The organism is Vibrio pelagius (assembly GCF_024347575.1).
GTDB lineage: Bacteria > Pseudomonadota > Gammaproteobacteria > Enterobacterales > Vibrionaceae > Vibrio > Vibrio pelagius.
Window position 1 is genome coordinate 1177418 of the sequence record NZ_AP025504.1, and the last position, 20464, is coordinate 1197881.

At 44.5% G+C, this 20464-nt stretch carries 21 protein-coding genes; 10 read left to right on the forward strand and 11 right to left on the reverse strand.

Annotated elements, in window-relative coordinates:
- Window positions 1-17 precede the first annotated feature (17 nt).
- From vsple_RS19360 to vsple_RS19370, 3 genes are all read left to right on the forward strand, one after another.
- On the forward strand, window positions 18-1226 hold the full coding sequence (locus vsple_RS19360; RefSeq protein ID WP_255232078.1) for a multidrug effflux MFS transporter: 1209 nt from the start codon (window positions 18-20) through the stop codon (window positions 1224-1226).
- Window positions 1227-1288: 62 nt separating this feature from the next.
- Window positions 1289-1639 (forward strand): hypothetical protein, encoded by a 351-nt coding sequence (locus vsple_RS19365; RefSeq protein WP_255232077.1) that lies wholly within the window; start codon window positions 1289-1291, stop codon window positions 1637-1639.
- Window positions 1640-1880: 241 nt separating this feature from the next.
- Window positions 1881-2015 carry a hypothetical protein gene (locus tag vsple_RS19370; RefSeq protein WP_255232076.1) on the forward strand — a complete coding sequence of 45 codons (135 nt, stop codon included), beginning with the start codon at window positions 1881-1883 and terminating at the stop codon, window positions 2013-2015.
- Between the two features lie 150 nt (window positions 2016-2165).
- Here the strand turns inward: vsple_RS19370 and vsple_RS19375 are convergent, their stop codons facing one another.
- From vsple_RS19375 to vsple_RS19385, 3 genes are all read right to left on the reverse strand, one after another.
- Window positions 2166-2783 (reverse strand): glutaredoxin, encoded by a 618-nt coding sequence (locus vsple_RS19375; RefSeq protein ID WP_261883477.1) that lies wholly within the window; start codon window positions 2781-2783, stop codon window positions 2166-2168.
- A 94-nt stretch (window positions 2784-2877) separates the two neighbouring features.
- Complete coding sequence (locus vsple_RS19380; protein WP_261883478.1) at window positions 2878-3753, reverse strand: DMT family transporter; 876 nt, start codon at window positions 3751-3753, stop codon at window positions 2878-2880.
- A gap of 153 nt (window positions 3754-3906) precedes the next feature.
- Window positions 3907-4899, reverse strand: a complete 993-nt coding sequence (locus vsple_RS19385; RefSeq protein WP_261883479.1) for a porin — start codon at window positions 4897-4899, stop codon at window positions 3907-3909.
- 369 nt (window positions 4900-5268) lie between these two features.
- Here vsple_RS19385 and vsple_RS19390 point away from each other — a divergent pair, with 369 nt between their 5' ends.
- A complete protein-coding gene (locus vsple_RS19390; RefSeq protein ID WP_255232072.1) occupies window positions 5269-6276 on the forward strand; it encodes a succinylglutamate desuccinylase/aspartoacylase family protein in 1008 nt (335 codons plus the stop codon).
- A 221-nt stretch (window positions 6277-6497) separates the two neighbouring features.
- Here the strand turns inward: vsple_RS19390 and vsple_RS19395 are convergent, their stop codons facing one another.
- The 5 genes from vsple_RS19395 to vsple_RS19415 form a co-directional block, all read right to left on the reverse strand.
- Window positions 6498-7217, reverse strand: coding sequence for a DsbA family protein (locus tag vsple_RS19395; RefSeq protein ID WP_261883480.1), 720 nt, complete (start codon window positions 7215-7217; stop codon window positions 6498-6500).
- A gap of 68 nt (window positions 7218-7285) precedes the next feature.
- Window positions 7286-7846 (reverse strand): protein disulfide oxidoreductase, encoded by a 561-nt coding sequence (locus tag vsple_RS19400; protein ID WP_261883481.1) that lies wholly within the window; start codon window positions 7844-7846, stop codon window positions 7286-7288.
- Window positions 7847-7851: 5 nt separating this feature from the next.
- Window positions 7852-9864 (reverse strand): protein-disulfide reductase DsbD family protein, encoded by a 2013-nt coding sequence (locus tag vsple_RS19405; protein WP_261884022.1) that lies wholly within the window; start codon window positions 9862-9864, stop codon window positions 7852-7854.
- A gap of 142 nt (window positions 9865-10006) precedes the next feature.
- Entirely contained in the window at window positions 10007-10507 is a 501-nt protein-coding gene (locus tag vsple_RS19410) for a hypothetical protein (RefSeq protein ID WP_261883482.1), read from the reverse strand.
- A 120-nt stretch (window positions 10508-10627) separates the two neighbouring features.
- On the reverse strand, window positions 10628-10876 hold the full coding sequence (locus vsple_RS19415; RefSeq protein ID WP_255232068.1) for a hypothetical protein: 249 nt from the start codon (window positions 10874-10876) through the stop codon (window positions 10628-10630).
- A 232-nt stretch (window positions 10877-11108) separates the two neighbouring features.
- Between vsple_RS19415 and vsple_RS19420 the strand changes: the two genes are divergently transcribed.
- From vsple_RS19420 to dbpA, 5 genes are all read left to right on the forward strand, one after another.
- Entirely contained in the window at window positions 11109-12713 is a 1605-nt protein-coding gene (locus tag vsple_RS19420; protein ID WP_261883483.1) for a mechanosensitive ion channel family protein, read from the forward strand.
- 142 nt (window positions 12714-12855) lie between these two features.
- Window positions 12856-13683, forward strand: a complete 828-nt coding sequence (locus tag vsple_RS19425) for a RecX family transcriptional regulator (protein ID WP_261883484.1) — start codon at window positions 12856-12858, stop codon at window positions 13681-13683.
- A 79-nt stretch (window positions 13684-13762) separates the two neighbouring features.
- Window positions 13763-14350: a hypothetical protein gene (locus vsple_RS19430; protein ID WP_261883485.1), complete on the forward strand. Its 588-nt coding sequence runs from the start codon at window positions 13763-13765 to the stop codon at window positions 14348-14350.
- Between the two features lie 140 nt (window positions 14351-14490).
- Window positions 14491-15399: an aldo/keto reductase gene (locus tag vsple_RS19435; RefSeq protein ID WP_261883486.1), complete on the forward strand. Its 909-nt coding sequence runs from the start codon at window positions 14491-14493 to the stop codon at window positions 15397-15399.
- A 223-nt stretch (window positions 15400-15622) separates the two neighbouring features.
- Window positions 15623-17002: an ATP-dependent RNA helicase DbpA gene (dbpA, locus tag vsple_RS19440; protein ID WP_261883487.1), complete on the forward strand. Its 1380-nt coding sequence runs from the start codon at window positions 15623-15625 to the stop codon at window positions 17000-17002.
- A gap of 73 nt (window positions 17003-17075) precedes the next feature.
- Here dbpA and vsple_RS19445 read toward each other — a convergent pair whose 3' ends face one another.
- Window positions 17076-17249 carry a hypothetical protein gene (locus tag vsple_RS19445; protein ID WP_032550409.1) on the reverse strand — a complete coding sequence of 58 codons (174 nt, stop codon included), beginning with the start codon at window positions 17247-17249 and terminating at the stop codon, window positions 17076-17078.
- 246 nt (window positions 17250-17495) lie between these two features.
- On the opposite strand from vsple_RS19445, the gene vsple_RS19450 reads away from it, so the two are divergent.
- The gene (locus vsple_RS19450; protein ID WP_261883488.1) at window positions 17496-18335 is read left to right on the forward strand and encodes a DUF6279 family lipoprotein; all 840 of its coding nucleotides are present in this window, start codon (window positions 17496-17498) and stop codon (window positions 18333-18335) included.
- Window positions 18336-18526: 191 nt separating this feature from the next.
- On the opposite strand, the gene vsple_RS19455 is transcribed toward vsple_RS19450, so the two are convergent.
- Window positions 18527-18919 carry a PPC domain-containing DNA-binding protein gene (locus vsple_RS19455; RefSeq protein ID WP_261883489.1) on the reverse strand — a complete coding sequence of 131 codons (393 nt, stop codon included), beginning with the start codon at window positions 18917-18919 and terminating at the stop codon, window positions 18527-18529.
- A 252-nt stretch (window positions 18920-19171) separates the two neighbouring features.
- Window positions 19172-20365, reverse strand: coding sequence for a DEAD/DEAH box helicase (locus vsple_RS19460; RefSeq protein ID WP_261883490.1), 1194 nt, complete (start codon window positions 20363-20365; stop codon window positions 19172-19174).
- Window positions 20366-20464 lie beyond the last annotated feature (99 nt).

A 20464-nucleotide genomic window follows, 5' to 3' on the forward strand; every position in this document is an offset into this window, starting at 1 on the left:
ACTGAAAAGGAACGATATTGAACGCATCTGATTTTAAAAAGACGCCACTGCTTCTTGCGATGATGATCATCGCTACTGGGCAAGTGGGTGTGAGTATCTACTTACCATCATTGCCACTCATTTCATCGGATCTGGATATTTCTCAGGTCGATGTTCAACTTCTTGTGACACTTTTTCTAGTGGGTTTTGGTACATCTCAGCTCTTTTACGGTCCTATGTCTGATGCGGTCGGTCGTCGGCCAATATTTTTGCTTGGTCAAGGTGTTTACCTGGCTGGTACGGTGATCTGTTTTTTCTTTTCAGATAGCGTTGCAGCGCTAGAATTTGGCCGTCTATTACAAGGCTTGGGTGCAGGTAGTGCCTCGGTATTGGGGCGCAGTGTGCTCAGAGACAGTTATGATGGCGGGCAACTGACCAAAGCGCTCTCATACATTTCACTGACGGCTTCCATTATTCCAATCATTGCACCTGTTTTTGGGGGCTGGATTGCATTTCATTTAGGTTGGGAATCGGTGTTTTTGTTTGTTTTGATGTATCTGTCTGCGATTTACACCTTGGGTTACTTTGTCCTGCCAGAAACCTTGCCTTATGGTAAGAGTCGCTTTGAATGGAAAAACGTGATTAAGAACTACGGAAGTTTGCTGTTAAATCGCCAAGTGGTTGGCAGTGCGAGTTATAACTGGGTGAGTTATCTTGCGAGCTTAGTAACGTTGTCTCTGTTCCCGTTTTTGATGCAAAAGCAACTTGGATTGAGTACAGCGGATTACGGCTCTCTGATGATCATTCCTTCTGCTGGGTTGATGATGGGGAGCGTGCTATTGAATATCTTCAACAAGCGCTTCTCAACTTCTCAGCTGATGGCTGTAGCGATCACGATCATTTTTGCTGCTGGAACTTGGTTATTGATGAGTGAACTGACGATCTTTAATCTAGTGTGGGCATTTACTTGGTTGGCTATCGCACAAGGGATCTCTTTTCCACTATCGATCAGTATGCTTCTTGAGCCCCACAAAAAACAAGCGGGTGCGGTATCTGCGCTCTCAGGCTCAATCCAGATGTGTTTGGCTGGGTTGTTAGGCGGGCACTTGGTTGAAACTTGGGTCACGACTCATGTTCAACTCGGTTGGTTCTATTTGATCTCAGGCAGTGTAATGGGGCTAGTACTGTTTACCTCAAGTAAGCGTGGTGTCGAACAGAGTAGTCGTTCCAAGCAGTATGCATCGTAATGATTGAGTTTAACGACGCTGTTTCTTACAATGTGCGGGTTCATTTAATAGGTAAATAAATCATGCAGCATAAAGAATTCGAAACATTGGTAAAGGCTATCTGTGATCTTGAGACGCTTCCTCAAGCTCTAGAGTTGCTAAAGAGCAGCGAAGAGAGTGAAGTGGCAGAAGCAGCAGCGTCATTAAGCGGTCAATTTGCGCTGGCTGAAGTTGAGAACGAAAAGCGTATTTACCATGTTACTCAACAAGAGAATGAGCAGGGTGAAGAGCAAGAGTTTGTTGAGCATGTAATGAATGAAGGCGACGATCTGATCAAATTCGCAGCGTGGTTCTTTGACTCAATGTTTGGTGTTAAGCAGAAAGAAACGTATCAAACGGCAGGTAAAACGTACCGTCAACCTAAACGCAGTTAATCGAGACTATCTATACAGGTCTGATTTATAGGACCAAGTTGCGTTATAAGATAGATGTTTGATCTAAATAGCTTAAAAATGAAGCTCTACTTCGGTAGAGTTTTTTTGTAGATATAGATGAGCCTATTAATCACGATGGTGTAAATAAATTACTAAAAAGTGTGATTTAAATCTTGTTTTTGGGTTGTTTAGGTGTAAAATTACCACATAAAGAAATTTTATTACATCTGTGGTGATTATTATGAGTTACGAATTAGGCAATGTTTACGTGGGTCATATTGTGGCGAAAAACATGATGCACGAAGCGCTACATGGCAAACCAAAACAGAAGAAAATCTCATTCGTTAAACGAATGATGAAGAAAATGGCGAACTAGTCATTGATCTTAAAGGATTTTAAAAGGCCTTAAGCGAAATGCTTAAGGCCTTTTGCGTATTCAACATAGCATCAGTTTAAATGTCATCACTATTGATACGTCTCTTTGTGGATGGACACAAAATGCTAAACGCGATCTTTTGACTCGATGTTAGCCTGTAGATTGGTTAGAAAGATCAACCACATTGTTTGGAATGGCATCTAGCCCTTTCTCTTTCATCCAAGCTTCTAGGTTGTCAGCACCACCAATGTACTGACCGTCTAACCAGATTTGAGGCACGGTAACGGGGGTTTTCTGTCCAATGTGCGCCTTCACTTCAGGGATCATCCGGTACAGTGCAGCACTCTCTTTTACAACGTCGTGGTACTGGTATTCGATACCTGCTTCATCCAGCATTTTCTTCGCTTTCACACAGAAAGGGCAGGTCGCTTTACCATAAACAATGTTGCCTTTCAGTGTATCACGCTCAGTCCACTCCTTGATCACAGACTGCACTAATACACCGCGATTGAGTGCTTCACCTTGGCTCACGACTTTACCTTCAACGATAAGTATTGGCGCATGCCAAGCACCATATCTCAAAGGCTCCCACCAATGAGACAGCCAATCTTTCACCTCTAGTTCGATATCAACATCGGACAATTCATTATCAAATGTGTCCTGCAGAATATCTTTCGTAAGGGTACATTCACCGCAAGGGATGTTGACCTTAAACGGTCCCCAGCTTCCACCCCAACGATACAAGGTTATTTTTATTGGTTTGCTCATCGTGACATCCTCGTTTCAAATCTCTTGTAAATATAGAACGATAAGCTCCTACTTTTCTTCCCAAGAAATTTAAATATATTGGTGTTTCTCTGTTTTATCGCTCTTTCTTGGTTTCCCAATGGGTAATGAAAGCGACGGAGGCGATGATGATCGCAGCACCTAGCCAGAGGCGACCAGGAGGCACCCAGCTAAACACAATCCAACCAGCCAAAACGTTAAGAGGTAATTTTGCGTGATCGAAAGGTTGAACGAAAGACGCATCGGCAACTGAGTACGCTTTTACTATTGCCCATTGCGCCAACGCAGTTAGTACCCCGATAACAACAAGAATCGCCCAAATGTTAAAGCCACTCGGCATTTGCCATTCAGGTGCTGCCAGAAGAATGTTAAATGGTGTGATAAGCAGTAGCAGGTATACCACCATCGTCGAAGGGCTATCGTCAGAAGATAGCTTTTTCACCATCAGCGAGTAACATGCCCAGAAAAATGCGGCACCGACGGGTAATAGTGTTGCCCAGCTGAAATCATCGGCCCACGGCTCAAGAATGATCATTGCACCGGCAAAGCCAGCGAGCGTCGCGCCCCAGCGCGCTTTGCCGACATTCTCTTTTAAGAACAGCCCTGAACCCACAGTCGCAAACAGTGGAGAGGTCATCAGCAGTGCAATACCTTGCCAAATAGGGACGGGGTAAGCGAGGGCCCATATCCATAATTGAATGCCAATAACGGATAAGAATACGCGTGCGATGTGCATTTTAAGATTGTTGGTTTGCAGGGCTCTGCGAATCCCTAACGTTTGCAAGTAAGGAAGAATCGCAAAGAATGCAATAGCGTATTGAATTACAGCAACAGTAGTCGAAGCGAGTCCAAAATGAATACTGGCGATTTGAGTTAAGCTGTTGATGATCGCGAATGCAAGGCCAGCGGTTAGCATCCAGCTTGCGCCTTGAATCGGGTGATGTTGAGACATAATGTTTCTGGTTCATTGATGTGGTTTACGTATGATACGGATTTAACGCAATGAAACCAGAAAAAGCATTGATGAACTTGGTCAAATTAATTGAAGAAGTCAAAAAAGCTGAGCACTTGCTCAGCTTTTAGAGGTTTTGTCTAGAAGACTAGATTAGAAGTCGTAGCGGACACCTAGGCGAAGTGTGTCTTCACCTGCAGTTACTACACCTGCTGCATTCTTTACTTCGTCTAGGCCATTTAGGTAGTACGATAGGTAAGTACGGAAGTTGCTGTTGAACTTGTAGTAACCCGCAAGTTCGATACCATCTGTCGCATCAACTTTGGTGCCGTTTGCTAGTTCGTTCTCTTGGTATGTGTATACGGCTGCTGCAGAGATTTGCTTAGTGAACTTGTATTGAGCCGCAAATTCCATCGCTGTGAACGACTCTTCGTCTGTACCCGTCGCTTTGTCATCTAGGTCACCTGTAGAGTATGTCGCTGCAAGGTATAGGCTGTCTAGAGAGTAAGCAACACCAGCTAGAATTTGGTTTGCGCTACCTGCGCCAGCACCTAGGTCTTCAGCGGCGTATGCTAGACCAAGATCTAGACCGATTGGCAGTGAGTAAACACCTGAAATGCCGTAGCCATCAGAGTCTTTTGCGCTGTTTGTTTTGTATGTTGCTTCTAGTTGAAGCGCGTCGAAGCCACCACGGTATGCGAATACACCGTCTTCTTTGTCTGAAGCTGAATCGATCACTTGCTGAACACCAGAGAACTCAGTGATATCCGTGAAATCAGAAACAATAACAGAAGCCATGTCTTGACGACCGAAAGAGATAGCTTGACCATCAAAATCAACGCCAGCGTACATGTAGCGGTTTTTGAATGTGTTATCACCAGAGCCTTGTTCTGCTTCGTAGAAGCCAAACGCAGTTGTTGTATCAGTTAATTGAGTTTCACCTTTTAGGTTTAGGCGGAAGCGCGTTTCATCTTGCATTGAGCCTTCGACTTCTCCGCCATCATCGTTACCGATGAAATCACCGCGGAATTCCGCACGACCACCGATTTTAAGTTCAGTGCCGTCAGAGCTGTAAACTGTTGCTGCCAAAGATGAACCTGAAACTAGTGCTGCTACCACTGCAGAAGCTAGAACTGCCTTTTTCATAATCACTTACCTTGTATTGTAAATTCCGTGAGCGTTGTGCTCGTTCTTTTCGGGATGGGGTTAATGTAGAGCAGCCAAATTAAGCTTTCATTTCTGAAAAATTACATTTTCGTGAATAGGGAACTTTTCGTTAGTTATTAATTTCATTGCATTTTTATTTCATTTCTATTTTTGTCCGTGCACGGTTAGTCGATTTTTCATCAAGGATTTTGACGTGTGATTCGCATCTAAGGTGGTGATCGACGCTATAGGTAACTTATTGTTATGGCTCAATTCATTCACAGAATTAAGGGTTGTTCTGCGGATCGATTAGGTTATGATTCAGACTGTAGTAAACGGATTAATTAGGCGTAACAGCGGGGAAACCGAATGAAAACAGAGTACTTAGGAGATGTGTTACAAGGAAGACAGGTAATTACCTCTCTTAATGTTGATGATCTCCCGGTTGGAGAGCATCAGTTTTGGTTTCAAGTGACCAGTGATGGACTCGGTCAGCCTAAAAACATGCCAGTGTCTGTTTTCAAAGGGAGCCAGGAAGGGCCAAAGTTGATGATAACCGCGGGGATTCATGGCGACGAACTGAATGGCGTGCTCGCGGCACAACAGATTATTCGAGAATTGATAGGGAAGGGGTTGAAAGGAACGGTAACAATCGTGCCAACGGTCAACTTACCGGGCCTGCTGAATCATAGTCGCGACTTCGTGTCATCGGACCCGGGGTCGTGCCCTGCCAATTTGAATCGTTTATTCCCCGGTGACGCACATGGCTTGGCGGCTGAACGATTTGTTGCGTCATTGTGGGAGCATCTACTCAAACATAATGCGACGTTTGCTGTTGATCTTCACACTCAAACCCGCGGTGCAGTCTACCCATTGTACGTATTTGCTGACTATCGTATTGATCAGTGTGTTGAAATGGCGCGCCTAATGAAACCGGATTGTGTTCTGAACGACCCGGGTGATCCAGGTATTTTGGAAACGGTTTGGAACCGCAGTGGCATTCCAAGTATCACTGTTGAAGTGGGCATGGGTAAAGTGACTCAACCAGAGATGATTCAGCGTGCTGTAGATGGCGTGTTCAACATACTCAGCTACTACGATATGTTGAGCGAGAATCGTGACGTTGCAGCCTTACCGGATATCGATTGGGTTGCAGGTGACAGCGTCGTCTCTATTCGTGCAGATATTGGTGGCTTTGTATTGCCTCAAGTTTCTCTGTTACAACAGGTTGTCGCAGGTGACTTGTTAGCGATTCAATACGATGCGTTCGGCAATGAATGCCGCCGCTACCTATCACCTTCGAAAGGGCATGTATTGAGCTACAATGTTGATGCTCTAAGGGAGCCGGGTGCTCTGGTTGCTCGTTTACTCTGTTAGATAGAAAGCGTACACCAAGCAGAAAAAAAACCGAGCAGCGCTCGGTTAAAGGACAGTGGCCATAGAGTAGGCATGTGTGTTGAGCTCTTTGTCTCAACACCCTTTAAGTTAGTCGTTGTAAGTGAAATTTATGTGGACTAATGATGACACTTTGAAACCACTTTGATTGCATTGAGATGACGAAAAATGGAAGCGGGATTTGCTTCCATTTTTATGCTTGCTTAAAACGCTTGGTCTACGACGTCTTTAAGCTTGTCATAAGGCATGTATCCCGGAAGGAATTGCCCATTAATGATCATTGTTGGTGTACCCGTTAAGCCCAACGCTGAAAATATCTGATGATTGGAGGCCAGAGCCGAATCAAGATCCGGTGTCGACTTCAGCAACTCTTCAGTGCCTGTGCGTTTCGCTACTGCTTCTAAAGAGCGGGTAGTATGCAGGCCGCTCTTTGCCACAAGCAGGTCATGAACTTCGGTGTACGTTTCTGGCTTTTGTTGCCAAACGTTCATCGCATAGAGCGCAGAGTTGGTTTCTATCTTGTCGAGCTTTTGTTGCTTGAACGACACGTAAACGTTGATGACCTTAAGGTCTTTCTCCTCTTCTACCAGTTGTCCAAGCGCTTTCTCTAATCGCTTACAGTAAGGACAGTTGTAGTCAGTAAAGTTGATGATGATGTTTTTGCTCTCTGGATTACCCATAACCGGGTGAGCCGGATTATTGTAGAGCCATTCTTGACTATCTGCTTGTGCCTTCTCTGCTTGCTCTTTACTTGCTAAGTACTGTTGTAGACTAGTATGCAGGCCCGCAATTGTTTCTGGGTTATCTTTTAAAAAGGTATTGATCTCTTCCAGTTGTTGCTCTTGCTGAGGGCTAAGTGCTGCCAGTGCCGTCGTTGAAAACAGAGCACTTAGAACCATGCCAGCCAGTAGTTGTTTCTTCATTATTGATTCTCTTTTTTGAGGCCACTCCTCAGTTTAGCAAGAGCGGCGTTGTTATCGGTTTGGTTGATTTATGCCAAAGCAGCACGCAGCCAAATACCTATCGGTGTAGTGACACCTGTTGTAATACTTTTGATCTCTCCATCTTTTATGATGGCGATGGTCGGTGTAACACTGATCGCCCAGTCACGGCCAATTTGCCCGCTGGTGTCGTTGAGCACATTGAAGCTGTAGTCCTTAGCTTGCAAGTAACGAGAGACACGCTCATCAGGACCTGAAGACAGAGAGACCGAGACGACATTGTGAGATTTAGCTAACCAATCGACACTCGGACTGACAAATTTACAAGCGCCACACCAGGTCGCCCAAAAATAGACGATCACGGGCTCGCCTTGTTTACTCAACTCTATCAAGTCGATCTCTTCTCCTTGAATCGAAGTACCGACCATAGGGATAGCGTTACCTTGAGGCATGGACTGTGAGCGATAGAAGTCCATTGCCGCTGAAATCACCCCGACGATCAATAGGATAGAAAGCAGCTCTTTGGACCAACGCTTGATGCGCTGACCTAGACTCTTGTGCGTCTTATTTTCGGTTTGATCATCCTGCTCGGACTGGTTTGATTTAGTCATGATGATTACCTCGAAGTGTTAATCGCTTGAACCACGGTATCGCCATCTAAAATAACCGGCAGTGGTATGCCTGCTGGAACCTTCGGTCCATATACAATATTGAATGGAACGCCGTAACGACCATTGCTTTGTAAGTATCCTGTCACGCTTTCACTTGGTGTGGTCCAGTCACCTTTCATCAATACCATGTCTGGTTGCTGTAGGTGAGAGTAGACAGGGTCTTGTAAGGTCACGCCGACTTTATTGGCCTTACAAGTGATACACCATTCTGCTGTGACATCAACAAACACGGTTTTCCCTTGAGCGACTAACGCTGGAATCTGCTTAGCATCAAGTGGTTGCCAAGGAAGATCGTCAACGATAGGCGTTCTCCAGTGTTCAGCCGTCATGCTGCCTGCAATCAAACCGACGCCAGACAGTATGGTCGTGATCGCAATTAAGGGCACCATTACTTTGCGTCCGAGCTTCACTCCCACCCAGATCAATACAGCGATGAAAATAGTCGCGCAGAGCACAATGGTCGCAAACAGCCCGATAAATGGCTTAAGCAGGCTTGCCAACCAAAGGCTGGTAATGAACATCATTAAGCCAAACAGAAGCTTAACGTGATTCATCCAGTTGCCCGGTTTTGGTAGCAGTCTGGTTAGGCTTGGGAAAAGCGCGAACAGTAGCCATGGGGAACTCATACCCAGACCTAAAGCCAAGAAGATTGTCCACAGCTCAATGTAGCTCGCACCAAGCGCATAAGCGACGGCAGTTCCTAAAAACGGCGCACTACAAGGTGTCGCTAACAAGGTCGCAAACATGCCTTGAACAAAGTGACCGAAATGCGAGTTGTCCCCTTGGGTCGCCATCCAAGTGTTCATGCGCGATGGCAGTCTGACTTCGAATAAGCCGAGTAGATTGAGTGAGAACAACAATGTAATCGTCAGCATCAAAGCGATAAACCAAACACTCTGGAACTGAATACCCCAACCAACGGCATTGCCCCCCAGTTTGAGTAGCGTCATTCCAGTGGCGAGAATCGCAAATGATGTGATGACGCCTGAAGCCGATGCGATAAAGGATAGTCGGATGTGCTTGTTAGGCGCACCTTGGTTCTGGACAATGCTATTGAGCTTCATGCCAAGCACGGGCAGAACACAAGGCATAATATTAAGAATCAAGCCCCCAATCAGCGCAAAGCCGACCATAACCCAGAAGCCCTGAATGGTATTTTCATACACAATCGGCTGAGCTCCCACGCGAGCAGACAGTTCTTCCGCAAAGTTAGTATCTGCAACGGTTACGTTAACTATGCGCTCAGTTAGGTCGACTTCGCCTAGCCAGTTAGAAACATCAAACACTGCGGTTAGAGTGTTGTCTGTTATGTGCACAGCAGGTTGAGCGAAGAAATCATCAATGACAGACTCACCGTCAATCAAGACTTGTGGCTTATCCCAAGCTTGATCGTTGTCGAGTTGAACAACTAGCTGCTGATTGGCTTTGTCCCAGAAAAGTTGTTCGTTAGATACGTGATAAGCAGATTTAGGTGAGCGACTCATGCCTTGGTTAAACAAGAACATGGCTTGCTCATCAAGTGCTAGTGATTGACCATCTATTGGCAACTCGATCGCATAGTCGTGAAGTACACAAATGGTCGTGCACGATGGGAACGTCAGGTTGGCACGAAACAGCGCAGGTAGATTCGGATCTTTTAGTGTTAGTGTGACAGGGAAGCTGGCGTGCTTTTTATACCCGAGCGTCATCACGCCTAATTGTTCGTAATATTTCGGAATCGGCCAATGCCATTCGACAGACTCAATATTGCTGGACTCTGACCAGTCCCAACTTGGCGGAATACCACCCTCACCAGGGCTACGCCAATAGGTTTTCCAGTCTCCAGACAGCTCGACATCGAGGACGGTTTGAATGATTTTGCCGTCATTAGATTGTTCACCTGTCGACATCATCCGCATTTTTACGGGTGGATGCTCAGGTGCACTTATCCAGCCTGTGCTTTGAGCAGAAGCCAGCATAGGCAGCAGTACTAACAACGTAGTCAGAAATTTTACGCATGTACGAGTGAGGGTTGCTAAACGTGCAGCAACGCTATGGGTTCGTGTGTTGTACACAAATGTATCTCCAAAAAGTAAATAAAAAGGGTGAGAGGCCCTCTATCTACTCTCTAAATATACAGTGCTCTAAATGAATACGGTTTTTAACTGTTCTTGCAGTTCGATCATGATTCGCTGGGATTCGAGATGATCTTGGCGCACTAACGAGTGCAATAACAAGTAAGAAAGTGAGGGGCAGAACCCAGCCAGTCAGTGGCGCTGAAAAAGAAGGTAGGCTTTTGGATTGACTACAACTGCTCTTATCGGGAGAAGTTAAAGGCTGAGAAGCCTCAGGTCCAAATACATTGTTGAACAGCGACTGCATCTCTGAGGTAGGTTCAACAGATGATGGAGCTTGAGCTGAATTAGCCATTGAAAGTACAGGCTTCGAGAATGATTTACCTTGAGATAGACCAAACGCCAAGCAAGTCATGATGACTAACCCGGTTAGCATTAAAGCCCAAAGAGAGCGCTGCTGGGTTTGATGATAGTTAGGTAAAACAGACAGTGGAGAGTCCTGCACATTATAAAATTGAGTGAACAAGGGTAGTGAATAAATGATCACTCGACAAGTCATAATCGTGTTTAGTGCGAAGAACAAATGTAACAAGTTAAATGAAGAGAGAGTTTATCGAGGGGGGGGGTATAGAAAAGCCAACCCTTAGGCTGGCTCTAAACGTTTAATTTAGTGAGCTCGGCGTGGTCCGTTGCGCACTAAATCTTTGCCCGTTTCGTAGACATCATCAGTGATCCAGCGAGCAAACAGAACTTGGTGGCTGCTGTTGAACGCGGCAACAAAGTGACGACCGTCAGAGTTGTTAGTTGCCATACCTACGCCTTCAACACCTTCTAGGCCCAGACCGCCAGATTCTACGTCGATTAGAAACTTCTCTAGCTCTTCCAAAGAATCAATAATTTCAAGTTCGTTGTTCATCTTCATTACTCGTTATTTTACTGTTTAGCGACTTCTATTATAGCTTGTCACAGAGTCACGTTTTTTTGCTGGGCGCTACTCTACAGATCATCTGCTTAGATTGAAACTCTCAAATTATTGAACTCTCTAGTAATTCTGAATGATATTTGAATTAATTCCATTTAAATAATTGTTATCTATGTTCTTTTCACTACTCTTAAAAGTGGTTTTCGATCTTTATTAGAGGTTAAGGATGATAAATTTTTGGCGATATCTATTGTTGGTGCTGGCTCTGGTAACGTCTGTGAGTTTTGCAGAAAGCATCGAGAAAATATCAGAAACTCAAGACCAGTTAATGGTGGAGTTAACGGAACTGCAGTCTGCTCATGAGGCAGAGAAGCCGTTTTTAGAAGATATATTGAGACGCAAGAACCAGGCATTACGTGATGAACTTTTTAGTCAGTTGTCTTCGGATAACAAAGAGTTGGTGGACAAGGTTCTTGGGCAGCAAGTGGCGATGCTGGAGCAACTGCTCGAAATGAATGAAGCCAAGATCGTAACTTTGAGTAAGCAGAATCGAACCACAGAGGGCGAGGAGAAAAAGAGTATAGAGTTAGTCGTTCAGAAGCGTATCGGAATGATGGATGACTACTATCGTCAACTCGCCAAAACACTGACTTGGTCGAGCGAGCGTGGAATTGATGTAACGGCGTCGAAAGAGAAGTTGAAAAACGCGCTCATTGTTCGGTCTGAATATCTAACCAATGCTATTTTGTACACGGATACGCAACGCCAAGATTTGGAAAAACGTCTTGGATTCGTTAGTGCGGACGAGAAGACAACTATCAATAGCGAGCTAGAGCGATTTAGTGAGCGGACTAGTGTGATGGTGGCGAGTCTCGAAGAAACCATCTCGCTCATGGAACCTTATGGGGTCGATGTTACGTCGTTCAAACGAGTACTATTAGCAACGACCGGCGATATTAACGCGGATGTGTTGGAATGGAGTGTTGCTCGTGAATTGCTAGAAGGTTGGTTAAGAAACTTTGGTTCATGGGCGTTTGAGAATACTCCATCGTTTGTGGTGAAGCTTGCGCTGTTCTTGGGGATTCTTTACGCGACGAGTTTACTTGCCAAGTTAGCTAGAAAAACAGTGAGAAAGAGCATCTCTCACTCGAAGATGGACTTCAGTGTCTTGATGCAAGATTTCTTTGTCTCAATCGCGTCTAAAGCGGTTGTCTTCATTGGCTTGCTGATTGCGCTATCGCAAATTGGTATCGAACTCGCCCCCTTGTTAACCGGTTTTGGTGTTGCAGGTGTGATTATCGGCTTTGCATTGCAAGACACACTCTCTAACTTCGCTTCTGGGTTGATGATTCTTATCTATCGCCCTTATGACGTCGGCGATATGGTGAAAGTGGCCGGAGTGCAAGGCACAGTAAAAGACATGAGCCTAGTGTCGACCACAGTTCAGACCATTGATAATCAGCGCTTAGTGATTCCGAATAATAAAATTTGGGGTGATGTGATCAATAACATCACAGCAGAGCGTGTGCGTCGTGTTGATATGGTCTTCGGGATTGGCTATTCCGATGATATCGATAAAGCGAAATCGGTGTTGAATGACATCATCATCAATCACCCTAAAGTACTGAAAAAACCAGAGCATATGATCAAATTGCATACACTCAACACCTCATCAGTGGATTTTGTAGTTAGACCTTGGGTAAAAACCGACGACTACTGGGATGTGTACTGGGATGTGACAGAAACTGTCAAGAAACGATTCGATGAGGAAGGCATTACCATTCCATTCCCTCAACGCGATGTGCATATTTATAATCATGAGCAGAGCTAGATCGAGCGGTTGAAAATGAAAATCACCATAGGCGCCCAAGTTGGCGTCTATTTTTTTGATTGTGAGTGCCAGACGATAAATGACTGTTAGGCCAAAAACTTCGGTATGATAGCCGTAGATTGAATCAGTAAAGAACGGCGACATGGACAATTCAGAGCAAAAACCTCGAATCAGAAAAGCGACACGCATTGAGAGTGTCATGAACTCTGCGATGTGGCATCTTACTCAGCGAGACATGACAGAGCATGAGCTCGTCTCAAAGTTGAAGGTTAAAACGGATAATCAAGAGTGGATCGACGAAGTGCTTCAAAGGCTGCGTGACTTTGGGTATCTGAAATCAAATCAAGACTTCGCTCAGCAGTTTGTTGAGCAGTCGTTTTTCGGTGAATTCGGCTCAGCCTACATTGTTGAAAAGCTAAAGAAGAAAGGACTGAAAGACTCCGATATTTACGATGCGATCAATAAGGTTAAGAGTGACAAGAATATTGACGAACAATCGCTACTCAATGATCGAATCAACAATTACTACAGTGACTTCAACATGAGCCGTGAGAAGCTAGTATCGACTTTGCAAAAGCGTGGATTTAGCTATCAACAAGTTAAGATCGCCATCGACCAACACCCGAATAGCTCGAACCTGAAAACCAACATTCAGATAAAGGCGGAAAAGGCGGATTTGGAAAAGGAGGTGTTGAAGTATGCTCGTAAAGGCAAAGGTCTAACAGCGATTAAGCAAGAACTTAAGCAGCGTCAAATAGATACTAGTGGCATCACCGAACTTGTCGACAGGCTGGGCAATGAGGATCAGTTAGATTTCTATTCGAGCTGTTTAGAACAACTGCAAAAGAAATCCTATGATGTGAGTGATCATAAAGAGAGAGCCAAGGCATACGCTATGCTCACTCGTAAAGGTTTCTCTTCTGATGAGATTAAGTTTGCATTGGCTGAAGCCGAAGGAGCGAACGAATAGCGTTGTGCTTCTCTGTGTTTAGTACATAGTTAACCCTTAGCAACGTATAATTGGGGGAATCTTAGATAAGGAGTTCTCCGTGAAACTCATTTCAATTTTTTGTCTCTCTATCTCACTTCTCTATAGTCATGTAACACTGGCTGGTGAGTCCTGGTGGTTTCGAACTGTATTTAATAGTGACCCTAGCGCTCCAGACGCAACAAGCTTGATGCACGATGCTGAGTTGTTTGATTGTGGTGAAGTCGAGGGGACTTTGTTGTGCAGTGATGAGACGAACTACTATGATCTAAAAGTATTCGTTGAACTCGAGTTGATGGAAGGAAAGGTCTTTTCTACCAGACTCTCTTTCCCTAAGACTCAGCTAAATGATACCAAGGCGCAACTCTATTTGCGTAAAGATGGTTTACAACTTAAGTCCGCCACCATCGACGGTGTTACCTTCGATGTGTTGAAGGAGCTTGAGCTGGCCCATGAGCAAGGAAGTAGTCCACATAGTGTCGATCACGCATTGGTGACGTTCCTTAACGTCGCGCCATCATCGAATTCGATGTTAGACAACAAATCCATGGTTTGGTATTGGCCGGGCAATGCATCGGCGGTGGTGATGATGAGCCATCGAGATCAAGAGATCGTCATCGAACTGACAAAAAGCAGGCTTAAGCGATAAACAGTTCTATCATTTTCTAACGATGTTTTTGTAACAAGCTCACATTTTTGTAGTGGGTCATATCGGCAAAGTCTTTATTAATTTGAGGCTATAATTAAATAAGCATAGGATACGGTTATTACTGATATAGGAGATAACCCATGGTTACAAAAGTAACAATTGCGCCACAAGGTCCAGACTTTTCTGAACTGGTTCAAGGATATTGGCGTTTGGCCGAATGGGGCATGACTCCACAGCAGCGTCTTACCTTCCTTAAGCAGCATATCGATCTCGGAATAACAACGGTTGACCATGCAGACATTTATGGTGGTTACCAGTGTGAGAAGTTGTTCGGTGAAGCGCTGGCTTTAGACCCAAGCGTGCGCGAGCAGATTCAGATCGTCACCAAGTGCGATATTAACTTGTGTGGAGACCATACTCCTGACCGCAAGATCAACCACTACGACACCAGTGCTCAGCATATTTATCAGTCAGTGAACAACTCTTTGGAGCGTCTAGGCGTTGATGAAATTGATGTCCTTCTTATCCATAGACCCGATGTACTGATGGATGCCGATGAAGTGGCAGAAGCGTTCAACGAGCTTTATAAAATTGGTAAAGTGAAACACTTTGGAGTGTCTAATTTCACCCCTCGTCAATTTGAGCTTTTGCAATCGCGCCTTGGTAAGCACTTGGTGACCAATCAGGTAGAGATCAATCCACTTAACTTCGAAGTGGCTCATGACGGTACACTCGATCAACTTCAGATGAACCGTGTTCGTCCAATGGCTTGGTCTTGCCTTGCTGGTGGTGAACTGTTTACAGGTAAGAGCGAGCAAGCAGTTCGAGTTCGGAGTGAACTGGAATCAATTCGCAAAGAGGTTGGTGCAGCAAGTATCGATCAAGTGATTTATGCGTGGGTTCGTCGCCTACCATCAAAACCACTGCCTATTATCGGCTCAGGAAAAATTGAGCGTGTCCAAACGGCGATTGATGCGTTGAGCATCGAATTGACAAGAGAACAGTGGTATCGAGTTTGGGTAGCATCGAAAGGTCACGGTGTGCCATAGACTGAAACTGACGTCGTATACTAAGCCAGCGCTTAAAGCTGGCTTTTTCGTTACTTTTTAGTATCTACAAGCGCGATAAGCTTTATGGAAGGGGGAGGGTGCTAGAATTTAAGTACGTTCACCCTCTTTATTGGCCAGTAAATTAACAACGGCTACTATTGAGTGGAATATTTTCTCAAAACACTCATAATGCACTCTGTTTTTCATTAGCTGGAATTGTCCTGTGACCACTGCAAAATTCTCTTCAATTGCCCTAAAACCAGAACTTATTCAAACTCTGGATTCGTTGGGGTATACCGAAATGACACCGATCCAAGCACTGAGCTTGCCTTCTATTCTTGGTGGTAAAGATGTCATCGGCCAAGGTAAAACGGGTTCAGGCAAAACCGCCGCCTTTGGTTTAGGTGTGCTACAAAACCTTCGTGTTAAGCGTTTCCGTGTTCAATCACTGGTGCTATGCCCAACACGTGAATTGGCTGATCAAGTGGCGAAAGAGATTCGCACACTGGCTCGTGGTATCCATAACATCAAAGTACTGACGCTTTGTGGTGGTATGCCAATGGGACCTCAAATTGGCTCTCTGGAGCATGGTGCTCACATTCTTGTCGGTACACCTGGTCGTATTCTTGATCACCTTGAGCGTGGTCGTATCGATCTATCTGAGCTGAATACCTTGGTTCTAGATGAAGCTGATCGCATGTTAGAAATGGGTTTCCAAGATGCAATTGACGCAGTGATTGATGCAGCGCCGAAACAGCGTCAAACCTTACTCTTTAGTGCGACGTTCCCAAAACAGATCAAGTCTATTGCTGATCGTATTATGAATAACCCTGAGATGGTGAAAGTCGAGTCGACGCACGATCATTCAAGCATTCAGCAACATTTCTATAAATTAGAGGGTACAGAAGCGCGTGACGATGCTGTCGAGTTATTGTTACTTCATCATCAGCCAGAGTCAGCGGTTGTATTTTGTAACACTAAGAAAGAAGTTCAGAACGTAACAGATGAACTAGCACATCGCGGTTTCAGTGTGATTGAGCTACATGGTGACATGGAGCAGCGTGAACGTGATCAAGCACTGGTTCAATTCTCAAACAAGAGTATCTCGATCTTAGTGGCAACAGACGTCGCAGCTCGTGGTCTGGATGTCGATAACCTAGACGCGGTGTTCAACTTCGAATTGTCACGCGACCCTGAAGTACACGTACACCGTATTGGGCGTACTGGCCGTGCAGGTAGTAAGGGTGTTGCTTGTAGCTTCTTCAGTGAGAAAGAGATGTATCGTGTTGCTCAAATCGACGAGTACATGGATATGCCGATTGAGCCATCTGATCTGCCAGCTAAGCCAGTCGCGAAGCCATACTACTCAAACATGGTGACGATTCAGATCGACGGCGGTAAAAAAGCGAAGTTACGTGCAGGCGATATCTTGGGTGCATTGACGGGTCAAGGTGGTATCGAAGGTAAGTCGGTCGGTAAGATTAACCTTTTCCCAATGCGTGCCTATGTTGCAGTTGAAAAGTCAGTAGCAAAGAAAGCGTTACGTAAGATTGAATCTGGAAAGATGAAGGGAAGACAGTTCCGAGCTCGAATCCTCAAGTAATTCGAACGCCATAGTATTGTAACGCCTTAACGGCACTTTGGTTCAAAGTGCCGTTAAGACTCTCCACATAGCTCTATTCATCTGGGCGGATTGAATAGAGATCGTTGATATGCTTACCTTCACCAAGATACCAATTCATAGCTTCCTGACGATTGTTCGCTAATATCCTTACTGTGGTTATTTTTCCATCTTCAAAATAGCAAAGCTCATATTCTATTTCGCTCGAATAATGAGGAATAGCGGCCATAGATTGCCTCCCAAATACTGACCTTCGAGATTTTATGCAAATAACGTACCTTTTTGTACACTTGATTGCTTATCTATTAGTCAATAAATTACGAAAATCATCACTGCCAACGATTAATTTTATTTTAAGCATTTACCCAAATAGAGCACTTGGCAAGTACATCTCTTAATTTCTTTATAAATCAGGCTAAATGGGGCACAACAATCTAAACTGTCTGTGAGTAAACGTTACGAACAGAGGGGTTGTATGAAAGTCTATCGATATTTAGCGGTTATATTGGCAAGCCTTGCCACATTTGGGTGTGCCACTAAATTTGCCTACAACAATATTGATTGGTTCATTATCTCGTATATTGAAGACCTTGTCCCTTTAAGCTCCGCTCAGGAATCAGAGTTAGAGAGTCGCTTACAAGACCTACAGCAGTGGCACAAGTCTACTCAGCTTCCTTTGTATATTCAGCAACTCAATAATATTCAGCAACAAAAACGGCAATCAATCACCGCTGATTTTATTCAACAACAAGGCAACGAAATTAGAACGCATATTCGAACTATCGTGACTGAGTTTTCGCCAGACCTGTATGCACTAAGCTTGCAGCTGTCACCGGAACAAGACCAAGAGTTTTTGAAAAACTTTAAAGCGAAGCAACAGGAATATTATGATGAGCGTTTATCCTTGGATGATAAAGAAGCTCGCGAGTTTTATTCCGAACGATTAAGAAAGAGGATGGAGCGTTGGCTCGGAGATATAAACTCAGAGCAAGATACCATCATTAAAAATTGGGCTAACGAGTGGGTAAATACAAATCCTGATTGGCACCAATATCAGAAGAATACTTATCAAGCACTATCAGAACTCGTCGAGAAAAAAGTCGATTTACCATTTGTTCAGGTGACAATCATGCAATTGCTGCTGAACAATGAATCTTATTACCCGGACACATTACCTGAAAAATTGAAGAAGAATAGCGCCATTTCAGCGAAGTATTTAATGCTCATTGCACAATCAAGTAACGACACTCAATGGCAATATTTTATGGATGAACTGAGTACATTGAAGTCCACTCTAATCGACTTACAGAAGTAGTTTGGTGCCCGTGACTGAATAGTCAAAAAGCATGAATGAAGGTCTAGCTCACTTGGTTTGCCAATAGTTTTGATACAGCGGTTTTGCTGGTTTTTGAGATCTTCTGCATTAAATCGAAATCAGGGTTGGTAATACCCTGGGCAGAAGAAGACGGCATAATGGTTCCTGATGAAAATGGTTTAGTAACGATTTTATTTAATGACAAGTTCGGTATAACCGGTCGACTCATCATGTTCACGGGTAAATGCGAGTTCTGGGTATATGTGTAAGACAAGTTCAGCCGTGGTAGCGATAAGTGTGCCTTCTAGCAGGTGCCCGCCGATGACCTTTCCTTGCTCGTCTGCTACTGAGATATGAATGTGCTGGTGGTTGGGCGTTAGAGTTCCCATTACCGAAACTATCTCAAATGGCGCGTCAATTTGTAGAGTTTGGTCAGCGTTAGCGAGTCGAAGGTTTATGGTTGAAACACAACCGACACAAGATGCGATGGTACCTGCCGATACTTGGTGCTGGTTAACCAACTCTTGAATCGACAGTTTGAGGTCTTGGCCTCGGGTTAGCCTAACTGCTATTGGAGTGATCATAGTGCTTCCTTAAATCAACGCTAGAAGGAAAAACAGAAGCGAAGCCAGATGACTTCGCTTCGTTGATGAATGCATTATACCAATCGTAGTAAATAATTGCTCACCCTAGCTTGTTAAAATGCTCGATAACTGCGTTAGAATTTTTGATTGTAGAATAACTACTTATCGAAACTCTCTGTTGGAAAAAAAGCTGCCTTGTCCTCAAGCCTTTTTCCTTCGCTATTTTTGATCACTTATTTACTGTGATTGGTATTACTTCTGTTGTTCTCTTTTGTGTTTAGGCACGAAGTTTAATACAGAAATCGGCACAGGCTTACGCGGCTCAAAGCCTTCAATCACGCGGCGCTCAATTAAATGACCGAGGCGCTTTTCAATGATACATAGATTCTTGAAATCATCTTTTGATAAGAATGAGATCGCTTCACCTGAAGCATCTGCACGGCCAGTACGACCAATACGGTGTACATAGTCATCCGCTGGGAATGGCAGGTCGTAGTTGACGACACGAGTCAGGTTGTCGATATCGATACCCCGAGCAGCTACGCCAGTTGCTACAAGGAACTTTACTTTCCCTTTTTTGAAGTCAGCTAGGACTTTCTCACGAATCGCTTGGCTGCTACCACTATGGAAAGACTCTGCGTGAATACCGCGCTTTTCCAACTGTGACACTAACTTGGCTGCACCGTGTTTGGTCTCAATGAAGATCAGTGCTTGTTCCCAGTTTCCTTCTTGGATCATATGGCTTAGGAGTGCTGACTTGCGGTCTTTATCAACAGTGACTAGCCACTGTTCAATATTGGCCTTTGATGCGGCATGCTTAGCAATTGAGATCTCTTCTGCTTCTTGAATAGCACTCTTAGCAAGGTCTCTAACTGGATTCGATAGGGTCGCCGAGAACAGCAAGTTTTGTACGTCTTGAGGAAGACGTGCGATGATCTTGTTGATGTCTTCAATGAAGCCCATGTCTAGCATGCGGTCTGCTTCATCAAGAACTAACACTTCTACTTCTTCAAAGTACACCGCTTTTTGACCGTACATATCGATCAAACGACCTGGCGTCGCAACCAAAATATCGACACCTTCAATGAGGCGCTCTTTCTGATGCTTGTACTCAACACCACCGTACATTGCTAGTGAGGTTAGGTTAAGGTGCTTCGCATACTTCTTGATGTTGCGATCAACCTGAACGGCTAGCTCACGAGTTGGCGCTAAGATCACAGCACGAATGCGTTTTTTACGCTGAGTCGTTCCTTTGCTCAACATCTCCAAAATCGGCAACACGAAGCTCGCGGTTTTACCAGTACCGGTTTGCGCTGCGGCGATAAGGTTACGACCAGAAAGAACAATAGGAATTGCTTTTTCTTGGATAGATGTCGGTTTATCGTAGCCGAGTGCATTAACGGCTTTAACAATTGGGGAGCTTAATCCAAGTTTGGAAAATGGCATAGGAGCCTCTGTATTTATGAAAGTAGAGTCATGGAACGACTCTATTTTAACTGAATCTAGAAAAATAAAAGGGCTCATTGAGCCCTTTTCAGCGAATTG